Source organism: Aliterella sp. E5.1, from assembly GCF_057473825.1.
Map to the genome: position 1 here is coordinate 1 of NZ_JBYCCV010000040.1, position 17,299 is coordinate 17,299.

General features: G+C 43.0%; 12 protein-coding genes and 1 tRNA gene. 3 read left to right on the forward strand and 10 right to left on the reverse strand.

Annotated features, from left to right (window positions below; all coding sequences use genetic code 11):
• The 4 genes from AC2VE5_RS14030 to AC2VE5_RS14045 form a co-directional block, all read right to left on the reverse strand.
• The coding region (locus AC2VE5_RS14030) for an HlyD family secretion protein (protein ID WP_486888368.1) at positions 1 to 938 on the reverse strand (938 nt) is incomplete at its 3' end.
• A 302-nt stretch (positions 939 to 1,240) separates the two neighbouring features.
• A complete protein-coding gene (locus AC2VE5_RS14035; protein ID WP_486888369.1) occupies positions 1,241 to 4,402 on the reverse strand; it encodes an ABC transporter transmembrane domain-containing protein in 3,162 nt (1,053 codons plus the stop codon).
• A gap of 398 nt (positions 4,403 to 4,800) precedes the next feature.
• Positions 4,801 to 6,309 (reverse strand): response regulator, encoded by a 1,509-nt coding sequence (locus AC2VE5_RS14040; RefSeq protein ID WP_486888370.1) that lies wholly within the window; start codon positions 6,307 to 6,309, stop codon positions 4,801 to 4,803.
• Positions 6,310 to 7,001: 692 nt separating this feature from the next.
• Positions 7,002 to 7,928, reverse strand: coding sequence for a cobalamin-binding protein (locus AC2VE5_RS14045; protein ID WP_486888371.1), 927 nt, complete (start codon positions 7,926 to 7,928; stop codon positions 7,002 to 7,004).
• Positions 7,929 to 8,338: 410 nt separating this feature from the next.
• On the opposite strand from AC2VE5_RS14045, the gene AC2VE5_RS14050 reads away from it, so the two are divergent.
• Together AC2VE5_RS14050 and AC2VE5_RS14055 are read left to right on the forward strand one after the other, a co-directional pair.
• Complete coding sequence (locus tag AC2VE5_RS14050; RefSeq protein ID WP_486888372.1) at positions 8,339 to 10,876, forward strand: PAS domain S-box protein; 2,538 nt, start codon at positions 8,339 to 8,341, stop codon at positions 10,874 to 10,876.
• Position 10,877: 1 nt separating this feature from the next.
• Entirely contained in the window at positions 10,878 to 11,162 is a 285-nt protein-coding gene (locus AC2VE5_RS14055) for a response regulator (protein ID WP_486888394.1), read from the forward strand.
• Here AC2VE5_RS14055 and AC2VE5_RS14060 read toward each other — a convergent pair.
• From AC2VE5_RS14060 to yqeK, 6 genes are all read right to left on the reverse strand, one after another.
• Positions 11,137 to 13,596, reverse strand: a complete 2,460-nt coding sequence (locus tag AC2VE5_RS14060) for a glycosyltransferase family 39 protein (RefSeq protein ID WP_486888373.1) — start codon at positions 13,594 to 13,596, stop codon at positions 11,137 to 11,139. The genes AC2VE5_RS14055 and AC2VE5_RS14060 overlap by 26 nt on opposite strands.
• A gap of 65 nt (positions 13,597 to 13,661) precedes the next feature.
• Positions 13,662 to 13,735 (reverse strand) — tRNA-Met (locus tag AC2VE5_RS14065).
• A 39-nt stretch (positions 13,736 to 13,774) separates the two neighbouring features.
• Entirely contained in the window at positions 13,775 to 14,728 is a 954-nt protein-coding gene (locus AC2VE5_RS14070) for an asparaginase (protein WP_486888374.1), read from the reverse strand.
• A gap of 42 nt (positions 14,729 to 14,770) precedes the next feature.
• On the reverse strand, positions 14,771 to 15,271 hold the full coding sequence (locus AC2VE5_RS14075; RefSeq protein ID WP_486888375.1) for a CGLD27 family protein: 501 nt from the start codon (positions 15,269 to 15,271) through the stop codon (positions 14,771 to 14,773).
• A 2-nt stretch (positions 15,272 to 15,273) separates the two neighbouring features.
• A complete protein-coding gene (rsfS, locus tag AC2VE5_RS14080; protein WP_486888376.1) occupies positions 15,274 to 15,729 on the reverse strand; it encodes a ribosome silencing factor in 456 nt (151 codons plus the stop codon).
• Positions 15,730 to 15,812: 83 nt separating this feature from the next.
• A complete protein-coding gene (gene yqeK, locus AC2VE5_RS14085) occupies positions 15,813 to 16,451 on the reverse strand; it encodes a bis(5'-nucleosyl)-tetraphosphatase (symmetrical) YqeK (protein WP_486888377.1) in 639 nt (212 codons plus the stop codon).
• A gap of 35 nt (positions 16,452 to 16,486) precedes the next feature.
• Here yqeK and AC2VE5_RS14090 point away from each other — a divergent pair, with 35 nt between their 5' ends.
• Positions 16,487 to 17,257 carry a 7-carboxy-7-deazaguanine synthase QueE gene (locus AC2VE5_RS14090; RefSeq protein WP_486888378.1) on the forward strand — a complete coding sequence of 257 codons (771 nt, stop codon included), beginning with the start codon at positions 16,487 to 16,489 and terminating at the stop codon, positions 17,255 to 17,257.
• The last annotated feature ends 42 nt before the right edge of the window (positions 17,258 to 17,299 follow it).

The window sequence follows — 17,299 nt, forward strand, 5'->3', positions numbered from 1 at the left end:
CGTTCATTGGTAATTGCATCTTCTTGTAACTGACTTTGGCTAATAGCTGAAATGCGATCGCGCAAATTTTGCTCCGCTTGAAACAGATACTCTTTAGAAATTGCCCCCTCATCTACCAATGCTTGTAACCTGGTAATCCGAGCTTGATTTACTGCCACATCCGCCCGCAACTGCTGCAACCGCTCTTTACTTGTAACTGTTAACGGTGCTAATTTTTGCAAGCGAGTTTGGTTAGCGGTTAGTTCTGTCTGCATTAGCACAATCAACTTTTGGGTAGTTTCTGCTTTTGCCTGCACAGAGGCGATCGCTGCTTGTTGCGACTGCACGTTCGCGGAGGCGATCGCAATGCGCTTTTGTGCCTCCAACTGATTTTTAGCAATTAACCCTTGCTTCTGATTCAATTCAACTTCGTAGGCTGCCAATTGCTGTTGCAAACGCACGACTTCACTACTAGCTTCGGTGGTATCAAGTTCAACTAACATCTCTCCGGCTTGGACCGTATCACCTTCTTGCACCGCGAGGCGGACTGCCTTACCTGACTGGGCAGGATTGAGTTTATATACTTCTCCTTGGGGAACTAGCCGCCCGCGCGCTTGACCAATGTCTTGCACTTTCCCTAACCAAGCCCAAGCGCCAAAAGCAAGAAAGAAAACTAACCCTCCTACCAATAAATGGCGGGGAAAAGTAGCTGGCGGTTCCTCTAATAAGTTCTGCAAGCCCAATGACCAGTTGCGATCGCGCGCCGGAGTATTTGGGGCTGGAACTACTGTTGGCTCTAAATAATTCTCCCTAACTTGAGTAGGCTTTTCTATCACTGCGGTGCTGGAATTAGGTAGACCACCATAGATAAAACTAGCTTGGGTAGATGAAATATATTCTTCGTCTTCAATGCTGAAATTGGTAGATTCAACAATTGTCAGGGAATTGAATTTTTTCATGACAGTTACTCAATTATTGGCTCAGAGCATTTAATACTTGGTCAGAGGTGCAGCTACTTTTGCAACCGATCGAGTCGAGGGTTTATTTAGTCACATCTGCTGGATGTAAGCTCAAGGTTTTCTATTGACTTCACTCCTTTGGCAATGAATTACAGTAATTTCACGTAAATCTTTATCAAAACTTTATATAAACTATTCAGAGTCTCCGTATACATACTAAGTTTGACTTTCGATCGGATTTTGCCAATTTGGCATTTTTCTTAGTCAACTTTTATGAATATGTATCGTTAGGAACAGTTTTTTTAAAGCGCTAGTTGCTGCTGCGCTAAGTGGTAATAAAGTCCTTTTTGCTCCATAAGTTGCTGATGATTGCCAGTTTCTACAAGTACACCCCGGTCGAGGACGAGAATACAGTCAGCATTTTGCACCGTGGAAAGGCGGTGAGCAATAATAAATGTCGTGCGATCGCGGACTAGACGAGCAAGATTTTGTTGAAAGCGTCGCTCTGACTCGGTATCGAGGGAACTTGTTGCCTCATCTAGCACCAAAATGCGGGGATTTCCCATCAAGGCACGGGCGATCGCAATTCGTTGTCTTTGTCCGCCCGAAAGCGCCGTTCCTCTTTCCCCTACTTGGGTGTTATATCCCAAAGGCAAGTCTTGAATAAAAGTATGCGCCTCGGCAAGTTTAGCTACATCCATTACTTGCTCTAAACTAAAATCAGACCGATACAGCGTGATATTTTCCAAAATAGTGCCGGAAAATAAAAAGCACTCTTGCGGTACTACGCCTAGCTGACTGCGCAAAGAGTAAGGAGAAATATGGCGAAGATCGTGACCGTCAATAGAAATGCGTCCGCTATCGGGTTGATACAAACCTTGCAACAAACGAACTAAGGTACTCTTACCCGAACCACTACGACCAACAATCGCAATAGTTTGTCCTTGTACCGCTTCAAAGCTAAAGTTCTCAATCGTATTGCGCTCTTGCTCTTGGTTATACCGAAAAGTCAGACTGTCAAACTTTACCTGTCCTTGAATCTGGGGCAAACTTAGTAACGGATGTTGCGGGTTTTCTTCTCGTGGCGAAGAAAAAACATCATTTAGTCGTTCTACCGAAATCAGCACTTCTTGCAATTTATCCCAAAGATTGACTACCGATAAAACAGGGTTAATCACGTTGCCAATCATCATATTAAAAGCTACAAATTGCCCGATACTTAGCTGACCTTGAATTACCAAAGTTGCTCCATACCAAAGCAGTGCTGTACTGCCCAAATTATTAATTAATCCGCTCGTAGCTTGTAAGCCATTAGCCAAGTTCAACCCCTTAAACTGAGCATTTAGAGCGCTAACAAAGCGATCTTCCCACCGCCAGCGAATTTCGCGTTCGCTGGCGGCGGATTTGACAGCCGCAACTCCTGTCAGCATTTCTACCAGCAAAGAGTTTTGATTGGCAGTTTCATTAAAAATTTCCCTAGAAACTCGTCGCAACCAAGGAGTTGCTACCAAAGTCAAAATCACAATAGGCGGAATAATTGCGAGTACCAGCATTGCCAGCCGCCAGTTGTAATAAAACATTAACCCCAAATAGATAACGGCAGTCAATGAGTCTAACAGGGCGAGAATTGCTTGTCTGGTGATAAATCGCTGCACTTTGCGGTTTTCTTGGACGCGGGTAATGATGTCTCCCACCCGTCGCGATTCAAAAAACTTCAGAGGCAATAATAAGGTATGGCTAATAAATCCGCTAATTAGCGTGAGGTCAAAACGGTTGGAAAAATAATCCAGTACATACTGGCGCGTTGCCGTTAAGCCGATCCGCCAAATACCAAATAACAATAGTCCCAGTGCAAACACATTTAAAGTTGAGTAGCTTTTTTGGACTACTACTTGGTCAAGAATAATTTGCGTAAATACTGGCGTAATCAAACCAAAAATTTGAATCAGCAATGACAGCAAGACGATCTGCCACAGTAGAGAACGGTAAGGCAGCACCGCACCCCAAAACTGACTGAGGGAAACATTATCTTCCGTTGCCGATGCTAGTAGATCGGTGGGGTCAAGTAGCAGTGCGTACCCAGTCCAGCTATCTAGAAAAGCTTCTCTAGAAAATACTCGCTTACCTACGCCCGGATCGACAACGAAGACTCGATCTTTTTTGACGCGATAAACAACAATATAGTGATTGCCTTGCCAGTGGGCAATCCAAGGATTTGATAGCAATTCTAAGCGGCTCAAACTTGCCCGAACTGGTCTAGCATTGTATCCTAGGCTTTCGGCAGCTTGAGCTAAACCTTTGAGCGAAGCCCCAGAACGTTCTACTCCAGCTAAATTTCGCAAAGTATTGATGCTAAAGCGTTTGCCCCAATACCGACCAATCGTTGCCAAACACGCTGCACCACAATCAGCAGAACTTTGCTGTTGAATAAATGGTAGCCTGCGCCCAAAGCGCAAATTCCTTGAACGCCAAAATGGTAATCGCTTGTCGCTTTGACTAATTGGTTGCGGAAAATCAATTTGTGTCGGTGGTAAGCTGGGCGACTGGGGTAGCTGGCGACGTTCCGGGCGCTGGGCAGTCAATTCTGGTTTAATATGTCCGTTACTGGAGTTTCGCTCGCTAGTAACGGGCGCAGAAATTGTTGTTATTGGGGCAACAGCTTGGGCAGCTTGCCAATGTTCTTGGGGTAATTGATAAACTATTAAGTCTGTCTTGGCGCTCCAACTTGCAGGCAGTTCTAAGTCGTCGGGATAGCCCCAACTTTCACCCCTGGTGGGTGGCGTTTCTTCCCCCGCAGAGCCATGAATCTCTCCACTACACAGCCAATAATGCCCGGTAACGGCTGGCGTTGCCTCCCTGAGTAATTTGCCTTTCTCTACTTGAATTTCGGTCAAGTAAGGCAATAGTTGCTTGATTTGATGACTAGGAAGCAAGTTTAATTGGGTTTGGGTTTTGAAAAATGTCAAGCACTGTCTGCGCTCCCCAGTTTGAATTAAATACTGTTGCAGACTTGGCAGTGCTTCTAACCACTTATGGAGTTCGCTTATCGGCATCCAGGCAACTTTAACGGTATTGCAAGAAGTCGCTTTGGTTAGTAAAGTTTGTTTGCTAAAAAAGTTTTCTGTACCAAAGACTTCGCCGCTTTCCAGCACTAACGTGGAAACTTCGCGGTTTCCCCTGTTGTCAAAGCCTAGTAAGCGAATTTTCCCCTCGCAAATTAGGTAAAAACCATCTCTATTTTGTTCGCTAGGAACAGATTTAGTTGATAAAGCTGGATTACTGTAGTTAATAATGATATCGCCAAGTTGAAACTCTTGAATTTCTAAAGCTTTACTAAAATTCAACGCCAGTTCTGGATTTGCCTGCACCAACTTAAAAAGGTCAAGTACAAATGGCAATTGGACGCTTTGAGCGAGGATTTCCGGCGGAAATTGATCGCGAACTACTAAAAAGTTCCGATTCATCTGCTAACCTCTCAGATATTGCTAATTTTTGTTAAAAGTTTAGGTAAAATATGCAAATTTATGTAGATAAAAGCTGTTATTTTTTACCAAAAACCTCCTAAAATTTGCGAAAGTTATACCTATTACCTTAATTCAAGACTTTATAGGCAAAAAATGAAGAAATTCTGAGAAAAAGTAAAGAGATCGCCAAACGAATCGGCGTTTTTTAGGTTTAAAGAAGTTGAAACTGGATATTTGCTTGAATGCAACCGCCTTCAATTTCTAAATTACTTGGGTAGTTTAGACTTGTCGTTACAGAAAATCTCTGAACTTAGCACGTCATTAACTTGAAAGACTCTGATAAACTCATCCAAATCTTGAGCTGGCGGCAGTAATATCTATTTACTGCAAGCTTCTGCCTAGGGATTAAGTGCCTGGGCAACGGCTTGGAGGATGAAATCGGGAGAATTAAGCGGCGATATAAGGCGATATTTAACTAATCGAGCTACTTCTAGCCGAGCGCGCCAACGACTCTCCACTCCATCGCTAGATTCGGCGTACGCTTCCAAAACTACAACCGGAATTTGCGCGTGTTGTTGAGCCAATTGGACTAAAAACTCGCGTCCAGTTTGCTCGGTAGGAGTGATCGCCAAATTTAATAAAATTGCATCGGGTGGATGAGCCAAAATTTGCGCTGATGCCAGCCTTAAGTCAGCGACTACATCAATCTGTAAATTGTAATCTACAGCTAGGGTTTTGAATTGCTCGGTACGTTCCCTATTGTTATCGATCGTTAATAGGTGTCGAGGGTGGCGGCTCAATGCTTCCTGACCTTCGTGGACTTGTCCCTGCAATCGCGATCGCTCTGCCACAGCCTGCTTTAATGTATCAATCAAATCTGCAAGTTTTTTTACTTCGTGCGCCTCCAAATTCTGAAGCAACTGTTCAATTTGCTGGGCAGTTTCTATGCCGTTGGGGACTCCAAAGGTTCCTAAAGTACCAATTAACTGATGGGCTTTAGACAGGGATTGGTGTTGCAATTCAATGTCCAAGTTTCCTGTTGTTAGTTGAACAACAGCTTTTTCAAATAACTCAAACAAAACTTGTAGTGTCTCTTGAAACGCCTCCCAAATTTCAGCGATCTCCTGCAATACTTGAGCTTTGCTGGGGGAGTTTGAGGAGAGAGCTACTTTAACAATTTTCTTTTGTTGAGCTTTGCTTTGTTGCCTTACCTGATGTGGCAGCTTTGTTTTTGGTTCTGCCCGCAGCCGATAGCCCAAACCATAAATTGTTTCAATCGGTTCTGTCTTCATGCCAGCGATTTGGAGTTTTTGGCGCAATCCCTTAATGTGTGTAGTTACCGTCCACTCTCCGGGGGAATCTGTGGGCGACCACAAATAGTCGAGAATTGCACTCCGGCTAAAGATTCGTTGCGGATGGCGCAAAAATAGCTCTAGTAACCCGTATTCTTTTTTGGTGAGGTGGAGGGGCTGCTCATTGTAGGTAACGTTGTTGGTGTTTGGATCGACACGCAGATGTTCCCAAGTAAGTAACGCTGTTAAAGTTGCCTGTCTGCGTCGCAGTAATGCCCAAATTCGCGCTGTTAATTCTGCCCGATCGCAAGGTTTGACCACATAATCATCTGCCCCGGCTTCAAGTCCCAAAACGCGATCGCTAATGTCTCCTCTAGCCGTTAGCATCATAATTGGTAACTGGCGATCCTCTTTGCGGAGTTGGCGACAGAGGCTGATGCCATCTAGTCCTGGAATGACTACATCCAGCACCAATAGATCGTAATCATAGGTTCTCACCAACTCTAATGCTGTCCAACCATCTTGAGCGGTGTCAACTAAATAGTGAGAAGCTGCTATAGCCTTAGAAAGAGCAACGGCAGTCGCGTCATCGTCCTCAACAACCAGAATTTTCACGGGTCTGTTTTTCCTTTCTGCGATGGTTGCTTCAAAAGTAGGATTTCCAGCAACTCCTACTTGTAACTCAATCAATCGAGATGCACCGATCGGCTCACATACCCCAGCTTTTGCACACTTTAAAGCTTAAAAGTGAGGAAATTGTGAGGAATGCAATTTTTTTAGGGTAAAATTCCCCAAAAACACACAACTTAATTCGTCTCCGTAAGTCCCGCGCTCTACCGAAACGGTGAGCGTCGGGATCCAAGGCGGGTAATGACCCATAGGGAATTGCCAATCTATGTTAGAATTAATACATATCCAAAGCTCTAGTTGGGAGAGAGGATGTAGCCGCAGTAGGCGAACCGCTTGCAGAGCAAACAAAAAGGCTAGATACTGCACTGAACTTGAAAGTGAAAACGCAACGCTTTCTATGCATAAGTTCTAACCCAAAAAAACAAATATTTCTACCTGGGGAAGGCTGGGTAGTTGCCAGGGTACATCAAGAGGTGTACGTCAGTTAGGGACGCGCGAGGTGCGCCAAACCTGCGGAGGGTAAGTAAGACCAAACCAAGACTTGTCTTGGAGAGACGTTAACCGTTGAAACTGGAAGCCCATGCTGTAACGGTAATCCGTTCAGCGTTGGGTACTTCACTTCTTGAGGTTATTTTATGATTGCAACCTCCATATAGAAGTTTTCCAGCGAAATATGTTTACATTGCATCCCACCCCTGCGTTTTGTAACCGTACTCAAAAATTTCTGGGTGCAAAATTTCTGCCAAAATTTCCACCGAATCTACTAATCTAGGTCCGGGGCGGTTGAAGTAAGAATTACCATCGGTAATGTACACTCTCCCACTTTGTACCGCATGGAGATTTTGCCATTCGGGGCGACTTTTTAATAACATTGCCTCTGTTCGAGTCCGCTCTAAATCAAATCCGCAGGACATAAATATAATTACTTCTGGATTTGTTGCTACCAAAGTCTCCCACGTAACTTGGGGTGCATTTTTACCTGCAACGCTAAACAAGCATTGTCCGCCAGCAAAAGTTACCAATTCGGGAATCCAATTAGCGGCAATCATTAACGGATCTATCCACTCAATACAAGCAACATTAGGACGCTCCATAATTGAAAGCTTTTGAGTTTTTTGGGCGCAAATTTTTACTCGTGCTTCCAAGTCTTCTACCAAACTCCGAGATTCAACGCCCAATTGATCGGCGACTCGCTCAATATCTGCCCAAAGATCGGTAATTATATTCGGTTGCAAAGAAATAACTTTTGGGCGATTCTCGCTAAAACTTGCAACTGCTTTTTCGACTTCAGCAAGGCTAACCGCACAGACATCGCATTGATCTTGAGTTATTATGTGAGTTGGGTGCAACTGCTGCAAAACATCAATATTTATTTGATAAATGCTCAAGGCAGACTGCACGATCGCGTTAACATCGTCATTGATTTTGCCACTAGGCTTGTTGGAGTCCAAACGCGCCCTAGTACATACTGGGCGATTTTTGATTTCTGCAGGATAGTCGCACTCGTGGCTGCGTCCAACAATTGCCTCTGTTAGTCCTAATGCCGCTACAATCTCTGTGGCGCTGGGAAGTAAGGAAACAATCTTTAGATTTTGGTTATCCATATCTTTTACCCGTTTGTCAAAACAATTAATTATTACTGCTTAAGTAATTTCTACTTAAATTATGACTAAATATACTTGGAATATTAGTTTATGATATTAGTTAAATTTTTTACTATTTTAATCAGTCTTTGGTATTACTCTCCAATAAATATTGGTTTGTTTTTATTCTTAGCAATTGTTTGAATAACTTTAGAAAATTCGCAGCTTTAAACAACGAGCAATAAGCTTTGTTAAATTACATACTTTAAATAGCTTTAGAGCGTAAGTTAATAAATTTGCTTACTGCAAAAAGAAACCTTTGATAAGATTGCTTTTATAATTTTTAAATTGATATACAACTACAAGCCCATTGTTAAATTAACTCAATTCAAAGCTCAATCTTTATTTTAAAAAGGTGAACGGTATAGTAAATGAAAATTCAAGATATCGCCCTTCAACCGCAAATAGAGGAAAAGCTCAAGCTGTATAAAGAAATTATTGCTCATGCCAACGATGGCATTGCGATCATCGATCCTCAAGGTTATTACTTAGAACAAAATGCTGCTCATTACTTGCTACTAGGGTACTCGGATGAAGAACTTAATGGTAAAAAACCTACAATTCATTTGGGTGAATCAGAGTTTGCACTAATAATGGAGTCGCTACAAAAACACGACACTTACCGGGGCGAAGTATGCAGTATTACTAAAAATGGCATAGTAGTAGATTTAGATTTGTCAGCTTTTGCCGTGCGCGATAGTACGGGCGAATTACTATGCTATGTTGAAATTCAAAGAGACATTAGCTTCCGCAAACACAGCGAAGCATCTCAAAGAAGTTGCGATCGCATACTAGCAGGAGTTGCTGCTGCTACCAATCATCTACTGACAATTACAGATTTCACAGTAGCCATCAACCAGGCGCTTGCAGATTTGGGTAAAGCTTGCGGTATCGATCGAGTTTATATTTTTGAAAGTCATAGCGAATTCAATTGTCCCCAACCATCGATTAGCCGGAGTTTTGAGTGGTGTCAGTTTTCTGTAGAGTCTCAAATTAATTATCTTGAAACTAAAAATTTACCCCACGCCAGCTTATTTCCTCAGTGGTATGAGCGTTTAGCAAGCGGGCAGTCTATTTGTAACTTAACCCAATGTTTTCCCCCCTATGAGCGAGAAATTCTCGCAGCCCAAAATATTGTTTCTATATTATTAGTCCCAATTTTAATTTCCAACGAATTTTGGGGATTTATTGGTTTTGATGACTGTCATAGCAAAAGACAATGGACAGCCGCCGAACAATCGATACTAGCTACGGCGGCAGCTAGTGTTGGCAGTGTAATTGTCCGCAGACGAACAATAACAGCATTACGTCAAAGCGAACAAAATTATCACTCTCTAGTTGACAATCTTAAGGAAGTAATTTTTACTACAGACGTAAAAGGTTGTTGGACATTTTTGAATCCAGCTTGGCCAGAAATTACAGGTTTTAGTGTCGAAGAAAGTATAGGCAAAAACTTTTTTAACTACATTCATCCTGACGATCGCAAATCGGGCTTAGACTTATTCAATTCGTTAATTGAACTCAAAACAAATCATTGTAATTGCGAACTTCGTTATCTAACTATTGATGGCGGCTACTGTTGTGTAGAAATTTATGCCTGTTCGCTTGCTGATTTTAAGGGTAAAGTTATTGGGATCTCCGGTACGCTCAACAACATTACCGAACAAACATCCGCCGAGGAAGCACTGGGAAGAAGTGAAGCAAAAAACCGCGCTTTATTAGATGCAATTCCCGATTTAATATTTAGGTTTGGTGTTGACGGTACGATTTTAGACTTCAGAGCCTCCAAAGACATTCATTTGTACGTCAAGCCTAGCGAATTTGTCGGTAAAAAAATTCAGACAGTAATGCCTATAGAAATAGCTCAACAAACTATGCTTTGTATAGAAACAACTATCAACACTGGCGAACCACAAGCTATTGAGTATCAATTGCTAATTGAGGGCAAAATGCGCGACTACGAGGCACGAATTGTTGCCAGTGGAAACCAGGAAGTTATTAGTATTGTCCGAGACATTACCGATCGCAAACGAATAGAAAGCGCTTTGCTTGAAAGTAAAGAAGCCGCCGAAACAGGTAGTAGGGCAAAAAGCGAATTTTTGGCAACTATGAGTCACGAATTGCGGACACCCCTGAATGCTATTTTGGGATTATCGCAACTATTACAACAAAAAATTTTTGGGGAAGTCAATCCCAAACAAAAAGAATATATAGATTGCATTCATAGCAGTGGCGAACACCTTTTAGCCTTAATTAATGATATTCTCGATTTGTCTAAAGTAGAGGCAGGCAGAGAAGAATTGACTTGTCTTTCGTTAGATGTTAGAGAGCTAGGCGAGGCTTGTTTGGCATTAATTCGCGATCGCGCTGTAGCTAAAAACCTCCAACTGATTTATCAAATCGATCCGCAAATATCAAATTGCTTCGGTGACGAGCGACGCATCAAGCAAATGTTACTCAATCTGCTGTCTAATGCCGTTAAATTTACTCCCCACGGTACGGTATCTCTGCGAGTACAAAAAGTAACTCAAGGCATAGCTTTTACAGTTGCAGATACAGGTATTGGCATTGATGAATCGCAAATTAAATTTTTGTTTCAACCATTTCAACAACTAGACAGCCGCTTGAATCGTCAGTACGAAGGCACGGGTTTGGGGTTAGCATTGACACGCAAATTAGCCCAACTACACGGTGGAGATGTAACTGTACAGTCAACGTTAGGTAAAGGCAGTCAGTTTACTTTATTTTTGCCTAGTGACATTGCAGATTCAACCTTATTTGTTACCGATTCCTTAAATGAACAGCAGCAAATTCAAATCCAAGCACCTAGGCGGATTTTAATTGTAGAAGACGACGAATGTACGGCGATGTTGTTGCAAGATTATCTCGAAGCAATCAATCGGCGATGAAATCAGTTACACCTCAGAAACAGCAAGCTTTTTAGAGCGATTCCGAAACTTTCAACCCCATTTAATTTTGTTAGATGTTCAATTACGAGACGACGTTACAGGGTTAGAGTTGGTTAGTTGCTTGCGGAGTTCTCCAGATTTGCAGCAATTACCCGTTGTGATGGTGACAGCAATGGCAATGGTGGGCGATCGCGATTTGTGTTTAGAAGCAGGAGCAAATGACTATCTCAGCAAGCCTTTTGGCATTCCTCAACTAGAATCTATTTTGATGCGTTACCTGAACTAGACAAGCTTGTGTACTGTTGAAAATAGTTCCAAGCGGGAATTAATTTAACTTGCATTAGCGCCGCAATACTGTGAAGGGCATGAAGTTCTGGTAATTTGGGATTAAGAACGATCGCTTGCTGTACGGCAATTTCTGCTTGGTGAGGTTGAAATTTGTAGAGATGCACAAAAGCTAGATAAGCGTAAGCGTAAGGATTTTGCGCGTCTAGCTTAGTTACCTGTTCTAAAGCTGCGATCGCTCCATTTACATCTCTTTTTAACGCTGTTGCTAAAGCTAAAGTATACGCCCAAGTGCGATCGGGCTGTGGTGACATTTTCAGGCGATATTGCATGGCTAACGCCGCTTGCTGCAAGTAATCTTGAGTAGGATCGTACTGATTAATCCGCGCAACTTCTGCAAACAAAGATTCCAGTGCAGGAGTTCCTTGAGGCAAAGTAGCTGCTAAAACTTGCAATTGAGTAATTAAATCCAATTCTGGCGCTGCTGTGGGGGTGCTACGGGGGTTGATTTCTAGCTTTACAGGAGGAGAAAGAGGATAGCTTTCGCCAGTTTTCTGGTTGAAATAAGTTGCGCTTAAAGTATAAATTCCTGGAGGGGTATTCTTTGGCGGTAGCATGGCGCTAGTTTCAGTTACCTGAAAATAGTTGCTACTTGCAATCCCACTATATAAGTTACCCATGCCAATCGCGCGATCGTTTAGCCAACCTATTTTAGAAGTATTTATTTGATGCCAATTTAGCAAAACTAGCCCCGATTGCAACTGTTCCCAGCCACCACTCCATTGATAAGTTACAGGTACGGGGACACCAGGCGGCGAACTATTGGGTATAGCAACTTGCAACTGAACTTTATCTATCTTCGCGCTTATAGGTTCTACCTTTACTTTTGGTAAGCGGCGATGATAAATCTGCAAACTACTCGCATCCGGTAAGCGCCAACTTTTTTGCAGTTCAAAGTCTGGCGAAGCCTCAACCTCTTTTACCATCAGGGCTTGAGCCTCGGCAACCGAGCCTTGATCGCCAGTTTTCGTTAAAAACCACTCCAGACTGCGCGCATCTTGCTTAACTTGTTTTTTTCTAGTACCTACTTGACGAGCGTACACTTGAAACTGCTGTAGCGCTCCAAAATAGTTAATATTATGTTGATTAATTTCGGCGGTAGAAGGCAAAACGCCCACCGTAGAACGTAAATAAGGCGCAGTTTGAATCATCTCTGCAATTACCTGACGATGAGGCAATGAAGTCTTAAACTCAGCGTAATGTTGTCCATAGGGACTCAATACCTCTATCCATGTCCCCGCCACCGGAAATAAATTAAACACCATCAATAACGCCGCCAAGCCTACCGTAGCCGCACGAATAGGCATTTGCCAGCGTCCGCGAAAGCTCGTCAAGCCATAAGCCAAAAATAGCGCCACTACAGGCAAATAAGGTAAAACATAGCGACTATCTTTATTTACATTCACCGCACAAAGGAGATAAGCACCGATCCAAAAAACCGCCAACCACCCAAAGCTATCTCTTTGTTTTTTACTAAATAGCGATCGCTTATAAATCAGCAAACCGACTATCGGTACAATCAATAACAACCACGAAACTTGAATAGGCAAAACTTGCCAGTAATAAGTCCATGCGCCAATTGTATTCAAAGCCGGGTCATTTTCCGCGATCGCACTATCAATAGTTGCTCGTTTACCCGAAGTCAGCACAAAGAGCCAATTTACTCTATACCACCATCCACAAACTCCTAGCGCCACTCCTAGCGCCCCAAATAGCTGCAATAATCTACCCCAATGGCGGCTTTTAATTGTCTCTACTCCCACCCAAATTATCGGGATCAGCAAAAAAAACAAAGCCGTTTGTTTTACTAACAGCGCTACACCCAAAGAAACGCCAAAAGCAGCAGCCCACAACCAATTGTGCGTCTTTCTCCCCCGCCAAACTATCAAGCACCAAAAACTCAACGTCACCGCCGCCGTGAGGGGAAAATCGAGCAAAAAATCCAACCGCAGTTGATAAAAAGCTGGAAACAACTGACACAAAAACGCCGCCCACAAACCAACTTCGACGGAAAATAGCTCAACTCCTAACCCGTACACCGCACCGAGCAAAATGCCATTAAATAGCACGTTGACAAGCATAGCTTGGTCTTGCCCCGCACCAAAAATCTGTTGAATAGCCGCCGCCGCAATGTAAGTAAATGGAGGAATTTTACTAGAAAGCAGCCAAAAACTTCGCCACCACTGACTATCCAACCATTGAGCATTTTGCAACGCTTGGTAATAGTTTAAAGATCCCGTCAAATAATCTGCTTGATCCCAAGCTGGGATTGCGCGATCGCATTTTAGCCAGAGCAGATCTACAACTACGCTCCCTAGCCAAATTACGAGCAAAATCCCCATAATTTGCCAAGGATAAAGTTTAGTTTTTTGCATAGATCGAGATTACTAAAAAATAAGCCCTGCAACTACTTTATAATTGCAGGGCTTATTTGTTTCAATGGCGGGAAGTGGATTTGAACCACTGACCTTCGGGTTATGAGCCCGACGAGCTACCAGGCTGCTCTATCCCGCGTCGCCTTTTCTAATATAGCACTATTTTCGGTTTTGGCAACTAAAGAATAGATAATTCGCCGATTACTTCTAAGCGTTTGAATTTACCCGAAGTCATGAAGCTTTCGGTCAAAATTTCTCCCACACTAGGATCGATCCAGCCCATTTGCTGCAATACATGGATAGCAACGGCATACTTAGCCCGCTTTGCTCCATCCATGACTTTAATTGCCAAACCCATCCCTTCGCCACTCCTACCAATACACTGAATCCCCTCAGCGCCAGATTTACTAACAAGTTCTCCCTCTGTTAAGCGCATTAGCTCGGTATCAAATTCCCCATCTCCCGCTACCATTGTGGGGTGATGAGTCATGGCGCGGACAATCCGCTCCATATCTAAATTTTGCCCAGAAGCTAGTTGCGCGTACAAAGCTGCCATTTGTCCCAACTGCAATAAATAGGTTGGCGCACCACAATCATCGTGAGCGTGAATAAACTCGGCGGCGGGCATTTTTAGCAACTCAGCAACTTTGCCAAAAATTAATTGCTGTACGGGGTGGTTTTGCTGCAAGTAAGTATTTAAAGGCCAATGCCGTTGTTGACATACCGCCAACATTCCGGCGTGTTTGCCAGAGCAATTGTACTGCAAGCGGCTGCTTTTACCTTCAGGAATTGGACACTGAAGGATAGAAGCATCAATATCTGCACGCCACAAGATATTAAATACTTGGCGTACTTGTTCAATAGTACCCTGGTGGGAACTACAAATGATTGCCAAATCGCGATCGCTCAACTCGTATCGCTCTAGAGTGCCTGTAGTCGTTACGCTTAAAGCCTGAAATGGTTTGAGTGCCGAGCGCACAAAAGTAGCAGTTTCCGCATTGCCTGCCACAGATAAAACCCGCCCTCGGTCGTCGGCGACAACCGCTTGGACTTGATGCCTTGATTCAATAATGCCTTCACGCAGTAACCTGACTTCAAGTTCTGCCGCTTGAGTTCGTTTTCCCCTTGTCATGGGTAAAATGTACCATTTACCAGAGTCATTAGAGCCAAATATTTATAAAAAATTCCAAACTACAACCCCAGCAATTAGCAGTAAGACTAAACTTACAAAACTTTGCTGTATTCTTTGTAAAATTGGTTGGATTTGGTAAGTAGCAATCAATAAGTCGCGAGACTTTACTTCTTCCGGTTTAGTCCAAGTTTGCCCATCATACCAGCCTGATTCTTCATAGAAAATGGTTGCCTGAGTGAGGCGACCTTTTATATAAGACCATCCCAGATACATCCGCACCAATACAAGCAATACTCCCAAGCTTGCCCCCCCACTGCCACACAAAATAAATTGCCATATATATTTATGGGGCGCAAAGCTGGCGGCGGCTACAGGTCCGGCAATTAACCAAGATATTCCCCAAATCCAAACAAGTTTGCTGATATACTGCTGCCAGTTTAAGGTACAAGTTTTAAAAAAGCCTGCTTGTTTTAGTTCCTCGTATTCGTTTAGTGGTTGCTGTTCGGTGGGTACAGGGCAAACAGAAAGCGAAGACTCTATCATTCTTATAACTCCCTATGAGAATTGTCATCGGTATCAGGCAATTCAACTCTTTGAGCATGACCCCAAAACGCTTCTAAGTTGTAGTATTCTCTTTCTTTGGGCATCATGATATGAACCATGACATCGCCATAGTCTTTTAATACCCAAGTTCCCTCAGCTTGTCCTTCGCTGCGGATGGGGAGGCGTTGGAGTTTTTCTGCTACTTGGTCTTCTATGGATTGGGATATTGCTCTTACTTGTGCCTTAGAATAGCCTGTAACCAAGACAAAATAATCGGCTAAGTAAGAGACTTCTGCCACCCTTAGCACTGTCATATCCCCCGCTTTGCGATCGGCGGCGGCGGCGGCAGCATTCAACGCTAATTCTTGACTTTCTTCGGGGCGTTGGGCATTATTGCGGAGATTTGAAGCAACGAGTACAGACTGAGATTGTAAATTATTTTGGGAATGATCTGTCATTAAACCTCAAAGGCTCATGGTTTGTAATTGAAGCAAAAAAAGCAATGAAAAGTTTTCCCTGCATCCTAACAAAAATTAGGCAATTATGCAGTTGTTGACGGTGTAGCTAGTAGTTTATTTTGGGCTTTTTGCAAGAACCAGTTGCGAGTAGCAATTGTCCGGGGATGAATTAAACAATGAGTTTCGAGCAAAAATTTGAGCGAGTAGTCGCAGGTTTGGAAGATAGCTCGATCTAAGTTTTGGTAACAAATCTTACGCAAATGTTCTAGTTCTGGAGTGTTGCCGCGACCAGGTTCTAGGGTATCTGCCAGAAAAACAATACAACTAAGCTCATTCATCCCAGGTCTACCTAAAGTATGATTGGCGATCGCCTCCAACACATCTGTATCAGTTACTTTAAAGGTATCTCTAGCCACAATCGCGCTGACATCTGCGTGTAGTAAGTGAGGCGTAGCAGCACTTACAGGCTCGATTTCTACTCCGGCTACTCGTGCCATTTCTAAAAGCTTTTGCGGCTTAAAGTATTTAGCCAAGTCGTGCATCAAGCCAGCGATGGCAGCTTTTTGTTCATCTACTTGGTAATGAATAGCTAAGTCAATAGCCATTTGTTCCACGCCTAAAATATGTTTGATGCGTGGCGGGGGAACATTATCGGCTAACCAAGTTAAAACTTGTTCGCGGTCAATGGTACTAGACTCCAAGCTATGGTTGAGAGGTAACACTATAAAAGTTTTTGTAAGATTTATTTCTATTCTAAATGAGTAACAAAACTGCCAGACTTATCGAAGTTTTTTCTGCCATTCAAGGGGAAGGACTCAACGTTGGTACTCGTCAAATATTTATTCGGTTTGCGATTTGCGATTTGCGCTGCAATTACTGCGATAGCGCCCATACTTGGGTAGCACCTTCAGAGTATCGAATAGAAGTAACTCCCGGATTGCGCGATTTTGAAGTTTATTCTAATCCTGTAGAACTAACTACCTTGTTAGAGTTTATTGAACGGCAAAATGTCCCCGGTTTGCACGATAGCATTAGTTTGACTGGGGGCGAACCACTTTTACACGCACCGTTTTTAAGAGAGTTTCTGCCAGAAGTGCGAAGTCTTACTAATTTACCAATTTATCTAGAAACAGGCGGACATCGCCCCGAACAATTACAAACAATCTTGCCTTGCTTAGATTCGGTAGGGATGGATTTAAAGTTACCTAGTGTAAGCGGCGAAAGTCATTGGCAAGAACACGCGAAGTTTTTGCAGTATTGTTATAACTCGCAAACCGAGGTATTTGTCAAGATAATTATTTCAAGTCAAACAGATGTAGCGGAATTAGAAAAAGCCGCAAATCTAGTCGCCGCAGTTAGCCCGGAAATAGTTGTATATCTGCAACCAGTAACGCCATTAGAAGTGAGTGAAAAACCGATGTTTGCTCCAACTCCTGAGCAAGTGTTGACTTGGCAAGCATTAATGAAGAAGTGGATTAAGCAAGTTCGGGTTGTACCGCAGACTCATAAAATGTTACAGCAACTTTGAAAGAGAGATCGCACTATCTAACTAGCAAGAGTAAAATAAACG